This is a genomic window from Pseudomonas alcaligenes (assembly GCF_014490745.1).
GTDB lineage: Bacteria > Pseudomonadota > Gammaproteobacteria > Pseudomonadales > Pseudomonadaceae > Aquipseudomonas > Aquipseudomonas alcaligenes_C.
In genome coordinates, this window is sequence record NZ_LZEU01000001.1 from 3,144,606 (window position 1) to 3,161,883 (window position 17,278).

At 66.0% G+C, this 17,278-nt stretch carries 13 protein-coding genes; 3 read left to right on the forward strand and 10 right to left on the reverse strand.

Features of this window, described 5'->3' with window-relative positions; all coding sequences use genetic code 11:
- Positions 1–6 precede the first annotated feature (6 nt).
- Positions 7–2,154, reverse strand: a complete 2,148-nt coding sequence (gene fadB, locus A9179_RS14250) for a fatty acid oxidation complex subunit alpha FadB (protein WP_187806880.1) — start codon at positions 2,152–2,154, stop codon at positions 7–9.
- A 332-nt stretch (positions 2,155–2,486) separates the two neighbouring features.
- The gene (locus A9179_RS14255) at positions 2,487–2,924 is read right to left on the reverse strand and encodes a hypothetical protein (RefSeq protein ID WP_187806881.1); all 438 of its coding nucleotides are present in this window, start codon (positions 2,922–2,924) and stop codon (positions 2,487–2,489) included.
- Positions 2,925–3,009: 85 nt separating this feature from the next.
- On the opposite strand from A9179_RS14255, the gene A9179_RS14260 reads away from it, so the two are divergent.
- Positions 3,010–3,456, forward strand: coding sequence for a universal stress protein (locus A9179_RS14260; RefSeq protein WP_187806882.1), 447 nt, complete (start codon positions 3,010–3,012; stop codon positions 3,454–3,456).
- Positions 3,457–3,461: 5 nt separating this feature from the next.
- On the opposite strand, the gene A9179_RS14265 is transcribed toward A9179_RS14260, so the two are convergent.
- Both A9179_RS14265 and A9179_RS14270 read right to left on the reverse strand, forming a co-directional pair.
- The gene (locus A9179_RS14265; protein ID WP_187806883.1) at positions 3,462–4,148 is read right to left on the reverse strand and encodes a DUF6901 family protein; all 687 of its coding nucleotides are present in this window, start codon (positions 4,146–4,148) and stop codon (positions 3,462–3,464) included.
- Positions 4,149–4,168: 20 nt separating this feature from the next.
- The gene (locus A9179_RS14270; RefSeq protein ID WP_187806884.1) at positions 4,169–6,088 is read right to left on the reverse strand and encodes an ATP-binding cassette domain-containing protein; all 1,920 of its coding nucleotides are present in this window, start codon (positions 6,086–6,088) and stop codon (positions 4,169–4,171) included.
- A gap of 187 nt (positions 6,089–6,275) precedes the next feature.
- On the opposite strand from A9179_RS14270, the gene A9179_RS14275 reads away from it, so the two are divergent.
- Positions 6,276–8,204, forward strand: coding sequence for a transglycosylase SLT domain-containing protein (locus A9179_RS14275; RefSeq protein WP_187806885.1), 1,929 nt, complete (start codon positions 6,276–6,278; stop codon positions 8,202–8,204).
- A 250-nt stretch (positions 8,205–8,454) separates the two neighbouring features.
- Here A9179_RS14275 and A9179_RS14280 read toward each other — a convergent pair whose 3' ends face one another.
- From A9179_RS14280 to A9179_RS14305, 6 genes are all read right to left on the reverse strand, one after another.
- Positions 8,455–9,258, reverse strand: a complete 804-nt coding sequence (locus tag A9179_RS14280; RefSeq protein ID WP_187806886.1) for an MOSC domain-containing protein — start codon at positions 9,256–9,258, stop codon at positions 8,455–8,457.
- A 75-nt stretch (positions 9,259–9,333) separates the two neighbouring features.
- Complete coding sequence (locus tag A9179_RS14285; protein WP_187806887.1) at positions 9,334–10,263, reverse strand: chemotaxis protein CheV; 930 nt, start codon at positions 10,261–10,263, stop codon at positions 9,334–9,336.
- 129 nt (positions 10,264–10,392) lie between these two features.
- Positions 10,393–11,286 carry a lipid kinase YegS gene (gene yegS / locus A9179_RS14290; protein WP_187806888.1) on the reverse strand — a complete coding sequence of 298 codons (894 nt, stop codon included), beginning with the start codon at positions 11,284–11,286 and terminating at the stop codon, positions 10,393–10,395.
- Positions 11,287–11,354: 68 nt separating this feature from the next.
- Entirely contained in the window at positions 11,355–12,914 is a 1,560-nt protein-coding gene (locus tag A9179_RS14295; RefSeq protein WP_187806889.1) for an FGGY-family carbohydrate kinase, read from the reverse strand.
- Positions 12,915–12,936: 22 nt separating this feature from the next.
- On the reverse strand, positions 12,937–14,514 hold the full coding sequence (locus tag A9179_RS14300) for a glycerol-3-phosphate dehydrogenase/oxidase (RefSeq protein WP_187806890.1): 1,578 nt from the start codon (positions 14,512–14,514) through the stop codon (positions 12,937–12,939).
- A gap of 1 nt (position 14,515) precedes the next feature.
- A complete protein-coding gene (locus A9179_RS14305) occupies positions 14,516–16,114 on the reverse strand; it encodes an FAD-binding oxidoreductase (RefSeq protein WP_187806891.1) in 1,599 nt (532 codons plus the stop codon).
- A gap of 125 nt (positions 16,115–16,239) precedes the next feature.
- Here A9179_RS14305 and gliR point away from each other — a divergent pair, with 125 nt between their 5' ends.
- The gene (gene gliR, locus A9179_RS14310; RefSeq protein WP_187806892.1) at positions 16,240–17,268 is read left to right on the forward strand and encodes an AraC family transcriptional regulator GliR; all 1,029 of its coding nucleotides are present in this window, start codon (positions 16,240–16,242) and stop codon (positions 17,266–17,268) included.
- Positions 17,269–17,278 lie beyond the last annotated feature (10 nt).

The window sequence follows — 17,278 nt, forward strand, 5'->3', positions numbered from 1 at the left end:
GCGCGATTAACCGAAGAACTTCTGGCCCTTGGCGGCCATTTCACGAAGCTTGGCGGTCGGGTGGTACAGGCCGCCCAGGTCGGCATACTTGTCGGCCAGGGCGACGAACTCGGCGACACCGATCGAATCGATGTAACGCAGAGCACCACCGCGGAAGGGAGGGAAGCCGATACCGTAGATCAGGCCCATATCGGCCTCAGCTGCGGTCTCGACAATGCCGTCTTCCAGGCAACGAACGGTTTCCAGGCACAGCGGGATCATCATGAAGTTGATGATGTCTTCGTCGGTCAGCTCGCGCTGCTCCTTGACGATGGACTTCAGCAGCTCGTAGGCGACCGGGTCGGAGACTTTCTTCGGCTTGCCGCGCTTGTCGGTCTCGTAGGCGTAGAAGCCCTTGCCGTTCTTCTGACCCAGGCGATCGGCCTCGTACATCACGTCGACGGCAGTCTTGCCTTCCACGGCCATACGATCCGGGAAACCTTCGGCCATCACGTCACGGCCGTGGTGGCCGGTGTCGATGCCGACCACGTCGGACAGGTAAGCCGGGCCCATGGGCCAGCCGAACTTCTCCATGATCTTGTCGATGCGCACGAAGTCGACACCGAATTCCAGCAGCTTGGAGAAGCCGCCGAAGTACGGGAACAGTACGCGGTTGACCAGGAAGCCCGGGCAGTCGTTGACCACGATCGGGTTCTTGCCCATCTTCTTGGCGTAGGCCACGGTAGTGGCAACGGCCACGTCGCTGGACTTCTCGCCACGGATCACTTCCACCAGCGGCATCATGTGCACCGGGTTGAAGAAGTGCATGCCGACGAAGTTTTCCGGACGCTTGAGGGCCTTGGCCAGCAGGCTGATGGAGATGGTGGAAGTGTTGGAAGCCAGGATGGCGTCTTCACGCACCACGCCTTCCACTTCAGCCAGCACGATCTGCTTGACCTTCGGGTTCTCGACTACGGCTTCGACGACGATGTCGACGTTGCCGAAATCACCGTAGGACATGGTCGGGCGAATGGCATTGAGGGCTTCAGCCATCTTGGCCGGGGCCAGACGGCCCTTCTCGACGCGCTTGCCGAGCAGCTTGGAAGCTTCGCTCAGACCCAGCTGGATACCCTCTTCGCGGATATCCTTCATCAGGATCGGGGTGCCTTTGGAGGCGGACTGGTAGGCGATACCGCCCCCCATGATGCCGGCGCCGAGAACGGCAGCCAGTTTCACGTCACGGGCGATCTCGTCGTGCTGCTTGGCCTTCTTCTTCAGCTCCTGGTCATTCAGGAACAGACCGATCAGGCTCTCGGCAACCGAGGTCTTGGCCAGTTTGACGAAGCCAGCGGCCTCGACTTCCAGGGCCTTGTCGCGACCGAAGTTGGCGGCTTTCTGGATGCTCTTGATGGCTTCGACCGGAGCCGGGTAGTTCGGGCCGGCCTGGCCAGCCACGAAACCTTTGGCGGTTTCGAAGGACATCATCTGCTCAATGGCGTTGAGCTTGATCTTTTCCAGTTTCGGCTGACGCTTGGCTTTGTAGTCCAGCTCGCCGGAGATGGCGCGCTGAACCAGATCCAGAGCGGCTTCCTTGAGCTTGTCGGCCTTGACCACGGCATCAACGGCACCGGCTTTCAGAGCGTCGGCAGCCTTGGCTTCCTTGCTCGAAGCGATCCACTCGATGGCGTTGTCGGTACCGATCACACGCGGCAGGCGTACGGTGCCGCCGAAGCCCGGATAGATGCCCAGTTTGACTTCCGGCAGGCCGACTTTGGCGCTTTCGCTCATGACACGGTAGTCACCGGCCAGGCACATTTCGAAACCGCCGCCCAGGGCGATGCCGTTGATGGCGACCACGGTCGGTACGGCGAGGTCTTCGAAGTCGCTGAAGATCTTGTTGGCTTCGAGGTTGCCGGCCATCAGCTCTTCGTCGGGCAGCTTGAAGTTGTCGACGAATTCGGTGATGTCAGCGCCGACGATGAATACGTCTTTGCCGCTGGTAACGATTACGCCCTTGATCGAACCGTCGGCCTTGATGGCGTCGACCGACTGGCGCAGTTCGCTCAGGGTCAGACGGTTGAACTTGTTAACGGACTCACCCTTGAGGTCGAAATTCAATTCGACGATGCCGCCCTCAAGAGCCTTAACCGTGATGGCTTTACCTTCGTAAATCATCAACTGATCTCCACGGTATGGAAGCTGAACAGTACACATCGGAGCCAACCGCCAGGGCTTGCCCGCGGCGCAGCCGCGAGCATAGTCCCAATCGGTGCGACACACCCGCCGACGCGATAATCGGGCTGTATAGGCGCTGCCGATAGCGGCAAAAACGCTCAATTCATACGCCCGTTTGATTTGGGTGGGCGTACATTCAGTGAAAACCCGACAATTGTCAATTGCCCGTCGCAGGCGCCCCGAATGGGTGCGGCGTCACAGAATGACCAGAATCACCGTAAAAACCACAAAAGTCCCCAGCCGCTCAGGCTCAGGGCTCTGCAACGGGTTTGTCAGGCAACCGCGGCGAGCACCTCCGCGACCCGCTGCAGCGCTTCTTCACCGCCGCGCTCGCCCCAGTACAGGGCCAACATCTGCTGGCTGGCCTCGACCTTGTAGACATCCGCCGGCAGCGTGCTCAAGCGCTCCAGCAAGGCCGTATCCGCGCAGGGCTCACGCCACTGGTTGAGCCACTGCCCCGGCGCCGTCTGCCAATAACTCCAGACATCGCTGCGCCCCGGCCGCCGCGGCCTGTGGTATTGGGCGCAGCTCGGCGGCGGCTCCACTTCCAGCCAGTGCGGCCACTCCTGCTGGCTCAACTGCATGGCCAGGCCCATGCGCCGCGCGGCCAGGCGCTGGGCCATCTGCCCGCTCTGCCGCCGCGAGGGGCGCAGCCAGACCAGCGGGCTCAAGGCTACAGCGATGAGCAATACCACGATCCACCCGGTCATACCTGTAACACCCCGCAGGAAGCGCCTGTGCTATACGGCAAGGCAGCCATAATCAATGGAAAGATCGCAGACCGAGGAGTTCCCCATGCCCTACCAGCACATTCTGATCGCTGTCGACCTGACCGACGAGTGCCATCCCGTCGTCCAACGTGCCCTGGAGATCGCCAGCAGCAGCGGCGCCCAGGCTTCTCTGGTGCATATCGTCGAGCCGATGGCGATGGCCTTCGGCGGCGACGTGCCGATGGATCTGTCGACCCTGCAGCAACAGCAGTTCGACCAGGCCCGCGAGCGCCTGCAGAGCTTTGCCGGCGGTTACTCGCAACTGGCCGACGACCACCGTCATCTGGTCTACGGCCAGCCGCGCCAGGAAATCCACCGCCTGGCCGAGACCCAGGGCTGCGACCTGATCGTGGTCGGCAGCCATGGCCGCCACGGCTTGGCCCTGTTGCTGGGCTCGACGGCCAATGACGTCCTGCATGGTGCCCCCTGCGACGTCCTGGCCGTGCGCCTGAAGAAACCGGCGAAAGAGTAGGCCTCCTACTCGCCGCTTTCCCCGGCGCTCATTATCAGCGGCCGGATCTTCTGCAGCTGGGTCTCCAGAGAGACCGTCATGCTCGACGACATGGAGAAGAAGGTGAGGAAGGCCTTGAGGTTGGAATCACCTTCGCAGGTGTCGTGAATCCGCTGCCAGAAGGCCTGGTTGACCAGCTGCAGCTGCTGGAACTGCTTGACCAGCCCCTTCAGATCCCAGTCCGGACGGCGCCCCTCGCGGTAATTGAAGTACTGCCGGGCCAGGTACAGGGAAATGGTGCGCAGGATGAACTCCTGGCTGCTGGCGAACGGCAGATGGTTCTGCGCCATCGGCTTGAGCTTGCCCAGCACCGGGCAGGCGCTGGTGGCCATGATCACCCCGAGCAGCGAACGCAGCCCTTCTTCCAGACCGACCTGCTTGTTGTACTCGCGCTCCGGGGTGCGCACCCACACCTGGGCCTTCTTGATGGCCGGCAGACCGTGGAAATCCTCGATCACCCGGTGCAGGTCGACCGCCGCCGGGCAGCGGCTGAATTCGTCTTTCTTCAGCGGGCAATTGCTGCACTGATGGTGTTCCAGACGCGTCCACTTCGGCGTCGCCTCGGCCTCCTGGGCGTCATACTGCCGATCCAGCTCGATCCTGTAGCTGAATTGGTGGTTGTCATCCAGGGTGATGCGGTACTCAATCGCCATGCATGTCTCCGACAGGCTCCTCAAGCTTCCAGTTCGGCCCAGCGCTCCAAGAGCTGGTCCAGTTCTTCTTGCAGGCCCTGCATACGCGCCAGCACGGCCGCGGTGGTAGCCGCCGGCTGCTGGTAGAACGCCGGATCGGCGATCTGCGTCTGCAACTCTGCCAGCTGGGTTTCGAGGGCATCGATCTGCCCGGGAATAGCCTCCAGCTCACGCTGCAGCTTGTAGCTGAGCTTCTTCTTGTTGGCGGCCGGCGCCGCCTCTGCCACAGGCTCGACTACCGGTGCAGCGGGTGCCACTGCACTGAGTTCGGCCTTGCCCGATTTGCTTTCGCCAACCCCCAGCAAGCGCGGCGAACCGCCCTGGCGCAGCCAGTCCTGGTAACCACCGACGTACTCTCGCACGCGTCCCTCGCCCTCGAACACCAGGGTGCTGGTCACCACGTTGTCGAGGAAGGCCCGGTCGTGACTGACCATCAGCACGGTACCCGGGAAGTTGAGCAGCACCTCTTCGAGCAATTCGAGGGTTTCCACATCCAGATCGTTGGTCGGTTCGTCCAACACCAGCAGGTTGGCCGGCTTGCTGAACAGCTTCGCCAGCAACAGGCGTGCCCGTTCGCCACCAGAGAGCGCCTTGACCGGGGTGCGCGCGCGCTGCGGACTGAACAGGAAGTCGCCCAGATAGCTAAGCACATGGCGGTTCTGGCCATCGATGGTGATGAAGTCGCGCCCCTCGGCGACGTTGTCGATCACGGTCTTTTCCGGCTCGAGCTGGTGACGTAATTGGTCGAAATACGCCACTTCCAGCTTGGTACCCACCTCCACCTTGCCGCTGGTCGGCTGCAAATCACCGAGCAGCAGCTTGAGCAGCGTGGTCTTGCCGGTACCGTTGGCGCCGAGCAGGCCGATACGGTCGGAACGCTGCAGGACGAAGGAGAAATCGCGCACCAGCGGCGCCCCGCCGGCATGGGCGAAGGTGACGTTTTCCACCACCATCACCTGCTTGCCCGACTTGTCCGCGGTTTCCAGCTGAATGGTTGCCTTGCCTTGGCGTTCACGCCGCTCGCTGCGCTCCTGGCGCATCGCCTTGAGCGCGCGCACGCGGCCTTCGTTGCGGGTACGGCGGGCCTTGATGCCCTGGCGAATCCACACTTCTTCCTGGGCCAGGCGCTTGTCGAACAGGGCGTTGGCGGTTTCTTCCGCCGCCAGCTGCTGCTCTTTATGCACGAGGAAGCTGGCGTAGTCGCCGTTCCAGTCGATCAGCCCGCCGCGATCCAGCTCGAGGATGCGGGTGGCCAGGTTCTGCAGGAAGGAACGGTCGTGGGTGATGAACAGCACCGCGCCGTTGTAATCCTTGAGCGCCTCTTCCAGCCAGGCGATGGCGCCGATGTCGAGGTGGTTGGTCGGTTCGTCGAGCAGCAGCAGATCCGGCTCGGAAACCAGCGCCTGGGCCAGCAGTACGCGGCGGCGCCAGCCGCCGGAAAGCTCGGCCAGGGTCTTGTCGGCCGGCAGCTGCAGGCGGCTCAGGGTGCTGTCGACCAGCTGCTGCAGGCGCCAGCCATCCTTCGCCTCCAGCTCCTGCTGCACATGCATGAGCTGGTTGAGGTCTTCGTCGCTATGGATGTTCTGGCTCAGGTGGTGATAGCGGGCCAGCAGTTCGCCGACCCCGGCCAGGCCCTCGGCCACCACATCGAATACCGTCCGCTCGTCGGCACGCGGCAGTTCCTGCGGCAACTCGCCGATCTTCAGCCCCGGAGCACGCCAGATTTCGCCGTCGTCGGCCTGCTGATCACCTTTTACCAGGCGCAGCATGCTCGATTTGCCTGTGCCGTTGCGCCCGATGATGCACACCCGCTCACCACGGGCGATCTGCCAGGACACCTTGTCCAGCAGCGGCATGGCGCCGAAGGCCAGGGAAACATCGGCGAACTTGAGCAAAGACATGACAACCACCTTCTAAAACCGGGCGCGCATTCTAACCGACTTGCCGGCCGGCGATGCTGGCATTTATGCATCACCGATCACGCCTGCGCCCTCGCGCTTCCGCCGCCCCCGCGCAAAAGGCTAAGCTAGGCGCATCAGGTGCCAGGCGACGACCGGCACCGCTTCGTTTTCCCTGCCCGGAAGTGTCATGCGCCGCCCTCTGATCTGCCTGCTTTCCTCCCTGCTCGCCTGCACGTTCGGCCTCGCCAGCGCAGAAGCCGCCTCCCTCGCCCAGCAACGACAAATGTACGACGAAGCCAAGCGTGCCCTGGCGCAAGGCGACAAGGGGCCGTATCAGCGCTATGCCAGCGCCCTGCACGACTACCCGCTGGAACCCTACCTGGCCTATGACGAGCTGACCGCCCGGCTGAAATGGGCCAGCAACGAGGAGATCGAGGCCTTCCTCACCGAGCATGGCGACCTGCCCCAGGCCGGCTGGATGAAACTGCGCTGGCTGCGCTGGCTGGCCGAGCGCGGCGAATGGCAGACCTTCGTCAACCATTACGACCCCAAGCTCAACTTCACCGAACTGGACTGCCTGTACGGCCAGTACCAGCTCAAGCACGGCATGAAGACCGAAGGCAACGCCACAGCCGAAAAGCTCTGGCTGGTCGGCAAATCCCAGCCGGAAGCCTGCGACGTGCTGTTCGACCTGTGGCGCGCCAACGGCCAGCTGACCGAGGAGCGTCGCTGGAAGCGCGCCAAACTGGCGGCAGAAGCGCGCAACTACGGCCTGGCCAGCTACCTGGTCAAGGGCCTGCCGAACCTCGCCCGCCAGGGCCAACTGCTGCTCGACGTGGCGCAGAACCCGCAACTGCTCAAGCAGACCGCCCGCTTCAGCCCGGCCGATCGCGCCATGGCCGACGTGGTCGGCCTCGGCCTGCGCCGCCTGGCACGCCAGGATCCGGACAAGGCCCTGGAACTGCTCGACGGTTACGCCGGCAAGATGTCCTTCTCCAAGGAAGAGAAGGTCGCCATCGCCCGCGAGATCGGCCTGACCCTGGCCAAGAAGTTCGACATCCGCGCCCTGCAGGTCATGGCCCAGTACGACCCGGAACTGCGTGACAACACCGTGTCCGAATGGCGCGCGCGCCTGCTGCTGCGTCACGGCCGCTGGGACGAGGCCTATCAGCTGACCAGCCGCCTGCCGGCCGAACTGGCCGGCACCAGCCGCTGGCGCTACTGGCAGGCGCGCAGCCTGCAGCTGGCCCAGCCGCAGAACCCACAGGCCAAGGGTCTGTACCAGGCTCTGGCCAAGGAGCGCGATTTCTATGGTTTCCTCGCCGCCGACCGGATCGAGGCGCCCTACAGCCTCAACAACAAGCCGCTGGCCCTCGACCCCAAGCTGGTGCAGAAGGTACGCAATACTGCCGGTATCCGCCGTGCCCTGGAGTTCCATGATCGCGGACAGATAGTCGACGGCCGCCGCGAGTGGTACCACGTCAGCCGCCTGTTCAGCCGCGACGAGCTGGTGGCCCAGGCCAAGCTGGCCTACGACAAGCAGTGGTACTTCCCGGCCATCCGCACCATCAGCCAGGCCAAGTACTGGGACGATCTGGATATCCGCTTCCCGATGGCCTACAAGGCCAGCCTGACCAGCCAGGCCAAGGCTCGCGGCCTGCATTCGAGCTGGGTGTTCGCCATCACCCGCCAGGAAAGCGCCTTCATGGCCGACGCCCGCTCGCCGGTCGGCGCCATGGGCCTGATGCAGCTGATGCCGGCCACCGCCAAGCACACCGCGCAGAAGTTCGGCATTGCCCTGGCCAACCCGCAGCAGGCGCTGGTGCCGGAGAAGAACATCCAGCTCGGCGCCGCCTACCTGAGCCAGGTGCATGCCCAGTTCAACGGCAACCGCGTGCTCGCCTCGGCCGCCTACAACGCCGGCCCCGGCCGCGTGCGCCAGTGGCTGAAAGGCGCCGATCACCTGGCCTTCGACGTGTGGGTGGAAAACATTCCGTTCGACGAGACCCGCCAGTACGTGCAGAACGTGCTGTCCTACGCGGTGATCTACGGGCAGAAGCTCAACTCGCCGCAGCCCTTGGTGGACTGGCACGAACGCTTCTTCGACGACCAGTGAGAACCTGCCCATGAGCAGCTGCGCGTCGGAAAAACTGCGTTGGAATCAGCTTCGGAGGCCGCTTACGGCCAACGCCCTTCAGGGCGGCCCCGGAGGGGTGAGCGAAGCGAGTCATGCTCATTGACCATTAGTCAACTCCGCTTCCTCAGCTCCTTCCGCCTGGTTTTTCTCTAGCTCGAAAGCCCATGAACAGGTTCTGAAACATATGCAAAGGGCGCCCATGGGCGCCCTTTTCGTTTCCACAACCGGCCTACTCCAGCACTTCCACCGGCATGCCCAGCTGCAGCTCACCATAGCCACGCGGCAACAGGTTCTGGCCGAAGTACACCTCGCCGTCGCGCTGGCGGTAGGTCTTCAGGGTGGTCAGCGGCTCGCGGTCGGCATTGCGCTCGCCGGTATGCGGGTCAAGGGTGGTGAGGATGCAGCGACTGCAGCCCTTGGCCACCTCGAACTCCAGGCCGCCGATGCGGATGCGCTTCCAGCTGTCCTCGGCGTAGGGCGCAGCCCCCTCGATCACCAGGTTGGGACGAAAGCGCAGCATCTCCAGCGGCCGGCCGACCCGGGCCGACAGATCGTCCAGCGAGGCCTGGCCGATCAGCAGCAGCGGAAAACCATCGGCGAAGGCCACCTTGTCGCCCGCCTGGGCATAGCCGGTGTCGACCTGCCGTGCGCGGCTTTCCGGCACCTGTACCAGGCGGCAGGCACGGCCGATAAAGGCGCTCAGCCATTCGGCCGCGGCATCGCCGGCATCCGGTACGCGCAGGCTGTCGCTCCATACCGTGACGCCGCGCAGCTCGCTGTCCGGCTGCGGCAGCGCCACCTCCAGGCTGTCGCGCCCGGGGGCGCTGAGGGTCAGGCCGCCGGCGGCGTTGTAGCGGGCACTGATGCGGCCCATCTGCGGCAGCAGACGCTGGGTCAGGAAGCGCCCGCTGGCCTCTTCCACCAGCATCCAGCGACGGTCACCCGCCAGGCCGAGAGCCTCGACGCGGGCCTGGGTCAGACTCTCGTACTGACCGGACTTGAGCGGATAACGATAGAGAGCGGAGAGTTGCATGACCGGCGTCCTTGAGGCAGAAGCACCGGTTATACGGGGCAAGCGCCGTCAGCTCAAGCCTGACGGTGTGGACAACTATTGCTCGTCGAGCTCCAGGCGCTGACGGATAACATCGACCAGCTTGTCCGGCTGGAACTTGGAGAGGAAGTTGTCGCAGCCGACCTTCTTCACCATGGCTTCGTTGAAACTGCCTGACAGCGAGGTGTGCAGCACCACGTAGAGATCCTTCAGGCGCGGGTCATTGCGAATCTCGGTGGTCAGCCGGTAGCCATCCATCTCCGGCATTTCCGCATCGGTGAAGATCATCAGCAGCTTGTCGGTCATCACCTCGCCGCTGTCGGCCCACTTCTTCAACTGCTGCAGCCCCTTGAGGCCATCGCTGGCGCTATGGGTGCGGATGCCCAGCTGCGACAGGGTCTCGCGCAGCTGATTGAGGGCCACGCTGGAGTCGTCCACCAGCAGCACCTCGCGGCCCACCGCCTTGGCCAGCAGCGGATCGGCCAGTTTCTCGTCGGACACCTTGGTGCTCATCGGCGCGATTTCCGCCAGCACCTTCTCCACGTCGATGATCTCGACGATCTGGTCGTCGACCTTGGTGATCGCCGTCAGGTAGTGCTGGCGCCCCGCCCCGCCCGGCGGCGGCAGGATGGACTCCCAGTTGAGGTTGAGGATGCGATCCACCCCGCCAACCAGGAAGGCCTGTACCGAGCGGTTGTACTCGGTGACGATGATGGTGCTGTTGGCGCTGGGGGTGATCGGGCGCATGCCGATGGCCTGGGACAGGTCGATCACCGGCAGGGTCTGGCCGCGCAGGTTGACCACCCCGCAGACATAGGGATGGCGGTGCGGCATCAGAGTCAGCTTGGGCAGCTGCAAAACTTCCTGCACCTTGAACACGTTGATCGCGAACAGCTGCCGGCCCGCCAGACGGAACATGAGGATTTCCAGGCGGTTCTCGCCCACCAGTTGGGTGCGTTGATCCACTGTATCGAGAATGCCGGCCATCATACGCTCCTGTTGTCTGTTTCGAGTCTAGCCCAGCGGCAGCCGCTATATCGGCCAGCCACCCGGAAAATACAGGGATGGCCGCTAGCCATCATGCCGCAGCTGTACAACCTGCACCAGCCCGCGCCCTCAGCCGAGCAGCGCGGAGTCGCCCGGCAGATGCAGGCGCAGCGCCGCCGGACGGGCGGTAAAGCGCAGCTGGCGGCTTTCCAGCGGCTCGCCATCGAGGTTGATGTCCAGGCCCTCGCCCGCCGTCACTTCCAGCCAGGGCAGGCGCGCGCTCAAGGACACGCTTTCGAGGCCGAGAATGCCGCCCGACAGCAGGGTACCCAGGGTGCCAACCAGATCCTGCGGCGCCGGTACTATGCAGATATCCAGCAGACCATCGTCGATGCGTGCCTGCGGGCACAGCACGTGACCGCCGCCGGCCTGCCGGCCATTACCGATGCCCAGGGCGAGAAACTCGCCTTCCCAGGCGAAATCCGGCCCGCGAAAACGCCCGAAGGCCGAGTGCACCTCGGAAAAACGGGTCAGCCCGGTAAGCAGATAGGCGGCGCCACCGAGCAGTTTCTTAAGTTCTTCCGACGTATTGGCCGTCACCTTCGAGCCGAAGCCGCCGGTGGCCATGTTGAGGAACAAACGCCCGCCGACCTCGCCGAGGTCGATCGGTCGCGCCGGCTGTTCGAGCAGCGCCAGCGCCTCGAGCGGCGCCAGTGGTACCCCGGCGGCCCGGGCGAAGTCGTTGGCGGTACCCAGCGGCAGCAGCGCCAGGCTGGCCGCCCCACCAGCCAGGGCCAGAGCCTCGGCCACTTCGCGCAGGGTACCGTCGCCGCCACCGGCGATCAGGGTCGGGTAGCCGGCCGCCAGCGCCTCGTCGACCAGGCGCGCGCCGTCGCCGGCCTCCCAGGTCAGGCGTACCGCCAGCTCCCAGCCGGCCTCGCGCAGCGCCTGCACGGCGGCACGCACTTCGTCGTTCTGCGCCTGCTTGCCATGCAGGATCAGCAATGCCCGGAGTTTGCTCACCGCCTGCTCCTTTCTTCAGTCTGCGTCCGAGTACAGCAGACCCCGACGCCCACGAGAAAGTGCCGCCGTCAGGCCGGGTAGCCGGTGATCTCGCGAATGCTGCCGTACAGCGGCTTGAGCTGCTTGTACATGCGCAGGTAGACCTCGCGGTACAGCCGCTCGTAGACGCGCTGCGCCGCGGGGTTGGGCTGGAACACCTTGCCGACGCGGGTCATAGCCGTAATCGCGCTGGGGAAGTCCGGGTACAGGCCCAGGCCCACCGCGCAATCAATGGCCGCGCCCAGGCCGGAGGCCTCATAGACATGCGGGCGCTCGGCCGGCAGGCCAAAGATATCGGCGGTCAGCTGCATCGCCGCATCGCTCTGCGAACCGCCTCCGGACACGCGCAGGCGGGTGATCGGCGTGCCCGAGCGCTTCTCGATGCGCTCGCGGCCCTGGCGCAGGGCGTAGGCCAGGCCTTCGAGGATGGCCCGGTACAGGTGCGCGCGGGTGTGCACGTCGCCGAAGCCGATGATCGAGCCCTTGGCCTCCAGCCCCGGCTCGCGGATGCCCGGCGACCAGAACGGCTGCAGCATCAGGCCCATGGAGCCGGGCGGCACCTGGCTGACCAGCTCGTCGAACAGGGTTTCCGCCTCCACGCCCAGTTCCAGGGCGCGCTGGCGCTCGGCGTGGCCGAACTGCTCCTTGAACCAGCTGACCATCCAGAAGCCGCGGAAAATCATGACCTCGGTGTTGTAGTGGTCGGGAATCGCCGCCGGGTACGGCGGGATCAGCGGAATGGTTTCCAGGTAGGTAGCGCGGGTGGTGTTGATGGTCGCCGTGGTGCCATAGGACAGGCAGGCCGTGCTCGGCTCCACGCCGCCGGCGCCGATTACCTCGCAGGCCTTGTCCGAAGCGGCAGCGATCAGCGGCAGGCCCTCGGGAATGCCGGTGTGGCGGCTGGCGGCGGCGCTGATGGTGGCAATCAGCTCGCCCGGCTTGACCAGCTCCGGCAGTTGCTGCGGGCGCACCGGCATGGCCTGCCATTTCCAGTCGCTGGGCGCGGCCCACTTCAGGCGCTTGTAGTCGAACGGCAGGTAGGCCACGCAACTGCCCACCGAGTCGGCAAAGCGCCCGGTCAGGCGGTGGGTGAGAAAGCCGGAGAGCATCAGCAGCTTGTGGCTGCGCGCCCAAATTTCCGGCTCGTGCTGGGCGATCCAGTTGACCTCGGCCTGGGCGCGGAAGTAATCCACCGTCGCCTCTTCGCCGATCAGTTTGAACAGCCAGCCCCAGGGCCCCTTGATCCGCCCGGCGACCTCACTGCGGCGCTGGTCGAGCCAGAGGATGGCCGGGCGCAGCGGCGTGCCCTGCTCGTCCACGGTGATCAGCGAGCCGCGCTGGGTGGTCAGCGACACCCCCTTGATCAGGCTGCGGTCGATATCGACGCTGGCCCACAGCTTGGCGCAAGCCTCGCCGAGGCTGCGCCAGTAGTACTCGGGATCCTGCTCGGCCCAGCCCGGCTGGCTGGAAAAATAGGGCTGCAACTCGACCTTGCCCTTGCCCAGCAGGTTGCCCTGCAGGTCGAACAGCAGGGCGCGCACGCTCTGGGTGCCGTTGTCGATGGCCAGCAGATAGCTTTGTTCGCTCAAGGCGAGCACTCCATTGTTCTTGTTATATCAGCGCCGGCAGGCTGTAGCAGCGCTGCCACAGCACCAGGTAGCGTTGCTGCTCGGCGTCCCACCGCGCATCGCTCCAGCCCAGGCGCGCCTGGCACAGGGCGCGGATGCGCGGCAGTTCGGCCGCGGCCCCGGCCGCCAGCAGCAGGCCGATGCGGGTGCGGCGCAGCAGCAGGTCGTCGAGGTGCAACACCAGCTCGTCCTCGCAGGCCAGCGCCAGCTCGGCCCACAGGGTGTCGCTGGCGCCGATGCGCGCACTGCCCAGCTCGCCAACCAGCTCGGCCAGGCGTGCCAGCTTGGCGCCATGCCGGCCTGCCAGGCGCTGGCGCAGGGCCGGGCCGAGCTCGGCCAGCAGTGCCGGCGGTGCGCGAAACACTGCCTGGCCCTGATCATCCACCGCCTTGCCGACGAAGCCGGCGCAGGCCCGCAGCACTTCCAGGGCCAGCAGGCGGAAGGTAGTCAGCTTGCCACCGGCCAGGGTCACGCAGCCGGGCTCGAGCCACAGGACATGCTCGCGCTTCTCGTCGGAGGGCTTGGCGCTGTCGTCGCCACTGCTGACCACCGGGCGCACGCCGGCCCAGGTCGACAGCACGTCGGCGCGCTCGATGGCCGCCTCGGGGAACTGGCTGGCACAGGCGGCCAACAGGTAGGCGACCTCCTCCGGACTGATCCGCGCCTCCTCGCCCAGGCCGTCGTGGTGATCGAGGTCGGTGGTGCCGATCACCGTCGCCCCTTCCCAGGGGAAGACGAACACCGGACGCCCGTCCGCCGGATGCATGAAGCTCAGCGCCTGGGCCACCGGCAGCCGCCAGTGAGGCAGCAGCAGATGGCTGCCGCGCAGCGGGCGGATATGCTCGCAGCCGTCGCGCTGGCGCAGCTCGTCGGCCCAGGCGCCGGTGGCCTGGGCCACGGCGCGGGTGCGCAAGGTGAAGCGCCGGCCAGTCTCGCTATCCTCGGCGAGCAGGCCGCAGACCCGGCCGTTGTCGCGCAGCAGCTCGACCACGCGCAGGCCGTTGAGCGCCTCGCCGCCGTCGGCACGCGCCTCGCCGAGCACGCGCATGACCAGGCGGGCGTCGTCGGTGACCGCATCGGCAAAGCCGGTGGCGCCATCCAGGCCGTTCTCGCCGATGCCCGGCATCAGGTAGCGCAGCTGTTGCAGCGGGTAGTACAGGTGGTTGCGCCGCCCGGCCAGGGCGTCGTACACGGCGAGCAGGCCGCCGAACACCCGCGGCCCGGGGAAGCGCCCGCGATAGTGCGGAAACAGGAAGGGTAGCGGCTCGACCAGGCCCGGCGCCTCGGCCAGCAGACGCTGGCGCTCGCGCACCGAGTCGCGGGTCAGGCCCAGCTGGCCCTTGGCGATATAGCGCAGGCCGCCGTGCACCATCTTCGACGAGCGACTGGAAGTACCCCAGGCGAAGTCGCGCTGCTCCAGCAGCAGGCAACGCCAGCCACGCCGCGCTGCCTCGCGCAGGATGCCGGCACCGCTGATGCCGCCGCCGACGACGATCAGATCCCAGTCGCGCGCCGCCAGCTCGGGCAGCGCCTGCTCGCGCCATTGCGCGTTCCAGTTCATCTCAGTCTTCCAGCAGCACACCGGGGGCCAAACGGCTTTCGGGGTCGAAGTGCTGCGCCATGCTCTTGAGCGCGGCGATGCCCAGCTCGCCCTTCTCCGCCGCCAGGTAGGGCGCGTGGTCGCGCCCTACGCCGTGCTGGTGGCTGATGGTGCCGCGGTTGCTGGCGATGGTCTGGCTGGCGGCGTGCTTGAGCTTGCCCCAGCGTGCCAAGGTCTCGGCATAGCTGGCGCCGGGGCGGAATACGTAGGTGGTGTAGATGCTCGAACCCTGGCCGTAGACATGCGACAGGTGGGTGAACACGTGCACGCGCTCGCCCTCCGCGGCCAGGCCGTCGCGCAGGCTGGCCTCGACCTGGTTCAGCAGGTGGTCGACGTTGTTCCAGTCGGTGGCCGTCTCCAGGGTATCCACCGCATAGCCGGCGGCCCACAGGCCATGGCGCAGATAGGGGAAGCGGAAACGGTTTTCCGCCCACTTGTTGCCCAGCAGGGTGCCGGTGAACACCCCGCCAAAACCTTTGAGCAACTGCTTGGCCTGCTTCACCGACAGCGCGTTCTGCTTGCGGTTGCCGGTAACGCCGAAAGTCAGCATGCACTTGCCGCCGCGCGCGCCGCGCAGGGCCAGGTATTTCTCCAGCAGGGCGATCTGCTCGGGATGGCCGGCCAGGGCCAGCTGGGTTTCAGTCTCGATGGCATTGGACAGGCGCAGCATCGACAGCGGGATGCGCGCCTGCACCAGGGCGCGAATGCCGGCCAGGGCCTGCTGCCAGCTGGGCAGGAACACCGCGTAGAAGCGCTCCTGCTCGGCCAGTTTGCTGACCCGCACCTTGACCTCGGAAATCACCCCGAAGCGCCCTTCCGAACCAAGGATCAGCTCGCGCAGATCCGGGCCGGCCGCCGAGGCCGGGAAGGTCGGCAGCTCCAGGGTGCCGGCAAAGGTCTCCACGGTGCCGCCAGCAAACAGCTGCTCGATGCGCCCATAGCGCAGCGACTGCTGGCCGCTGGAACGGCTGGCCACCCAGCCACCGAGGGTCGACAGTTCCCAGGACTGCGGGAAGTGGCCGAGGGTGTAGCCGCGCGCGCGCAGCTGAGCTTCCACCTGCGGGCCGTTGGCGCCGGGGCCGAAGGTGGCGATCTGGCTTTCCTCGTCCAGCTCCAGCAAGCGGCTCATGCGCTCCAGCGACAGGGTCAGCACCGGCCGCGCGCCAGCCTGCGGGTTGATGTGCCCGGCCACCGAGGTGCCGCCACCGTAGGGAATCAGCACCAGGTTGTGCTGCTGCGCCCAGGCCAGCAGCTCGCGGATCTGCGCTGCACTCTCCGGCTGGGCCACGCCATCGGGGAACTGGCCGAAATCGCCGGAGCGCATGGCCAGCCAGTCCGGCAGGCTCTGCCCGCGGGCATGGCGCACGCGCACCTCGGCGTCGGTGCTGACCAGCGGGTGGCTGGCCGGCAGGCGCGAGGCCGGCACCTGCGCCAGCACCTCGGCCAGGGTCGCGTCAGGCAGAACCTGACCGGCACCTACCCGCCCGGCGAGGAAGGCCCCGCCATGGGCCGGCAGCTCCACCACAGTGGCCTCGTCACCCCATCCGTTCCAACGTCGCATGCGCAATTCCCCGCCTATTCCGGTCGTCATCAATGGCTGCCTATACTAGCCAGCCGCCCTGCCCGGTCACTGTCGGATCAGGACAGTGGCTGTCGCCAATCAAGCCAAGCAGAACAACAAAAACGATGCACAACCTCGGCTACACCTCGGTTCCCGCCCTGCTCAAGTACCTGCGCTACGCCGAGCAGCTCGACCTCGACTGCGCGGCCGCCCTGGCCGCCGCCGGCCTGCAGCGCGAGACCCTGAGCGACAACGGCAAACGCATCCCCAGCGAAGAGCATGAGCGCCTGCTGAGCCACCTGGTCAGCGCCAGCGGCGACCCGCTGTTCGGCCTGCACTCCGCCAGTTTCGTGCAGCCCGGTTCATGGAGCGTGCTCGGCTACATCACCATGAACTGCGCCACCCTGGGCGAAGCCATGAGCCGCATCGTGCCGTACGAGAAACTGGTCGGTGACATGGGCACCAGCCGCATGGAACAGGTCGGCAGCCAGGTGCACCTGAGCTGGGACTGCCGCCACGACAGCCCGGAAATCCGCCGCCACATGGTGGAAAACGTCCTCGCCTCCTGGCTGCTCTACGCTCGCTGGATCGCCGACATGGACAAGTCGCCGGATGAGGTGTGGTTCGAGCATGCCCAGCCGGCCGGCACCACTCAGGAGGACTACCAGGCGGTGTTCGGCTGCCCGGTGCGCTTCGCCCAGCCGAGCAACACCCTGCTGGTGCCGCTGGCCTACCTGGGCATCCCGCTGCGCCAGGCCGATGCCAACCTGCTGCGCACCCTGGAAGAACACGCGCTGACCATGATGGCCGGCCTGGACAGCGATGAACCGCTGCCGCTACGGGTCAAGAACGCCCTGCGCCTGCTGCTCAAGGACGGCCTGCCGCGCAAGGAGCGGGTCGCGGAGAAATTCAACATGACGGTGCGCACCCTGCAGCGCCACTTGCAGCAGGCCGGTACCAGCTACCAGGAAATCCTCGACCAGCTGCGCCAGGAGCTGGCCGAGCACTACCTGCTGCGCAGCGACCTGGCGATCCAGGATATCGCCTGCTACCTCGGCTTCACCGAGTCGCGCTCGTTCCACCGCAGCTTCAAGGCCTGCACCGGCATGACGCCCGGGGAGTTCCGCGAGCAGCACAAGGGCAACGCACTGTAGGGCGGGTGCA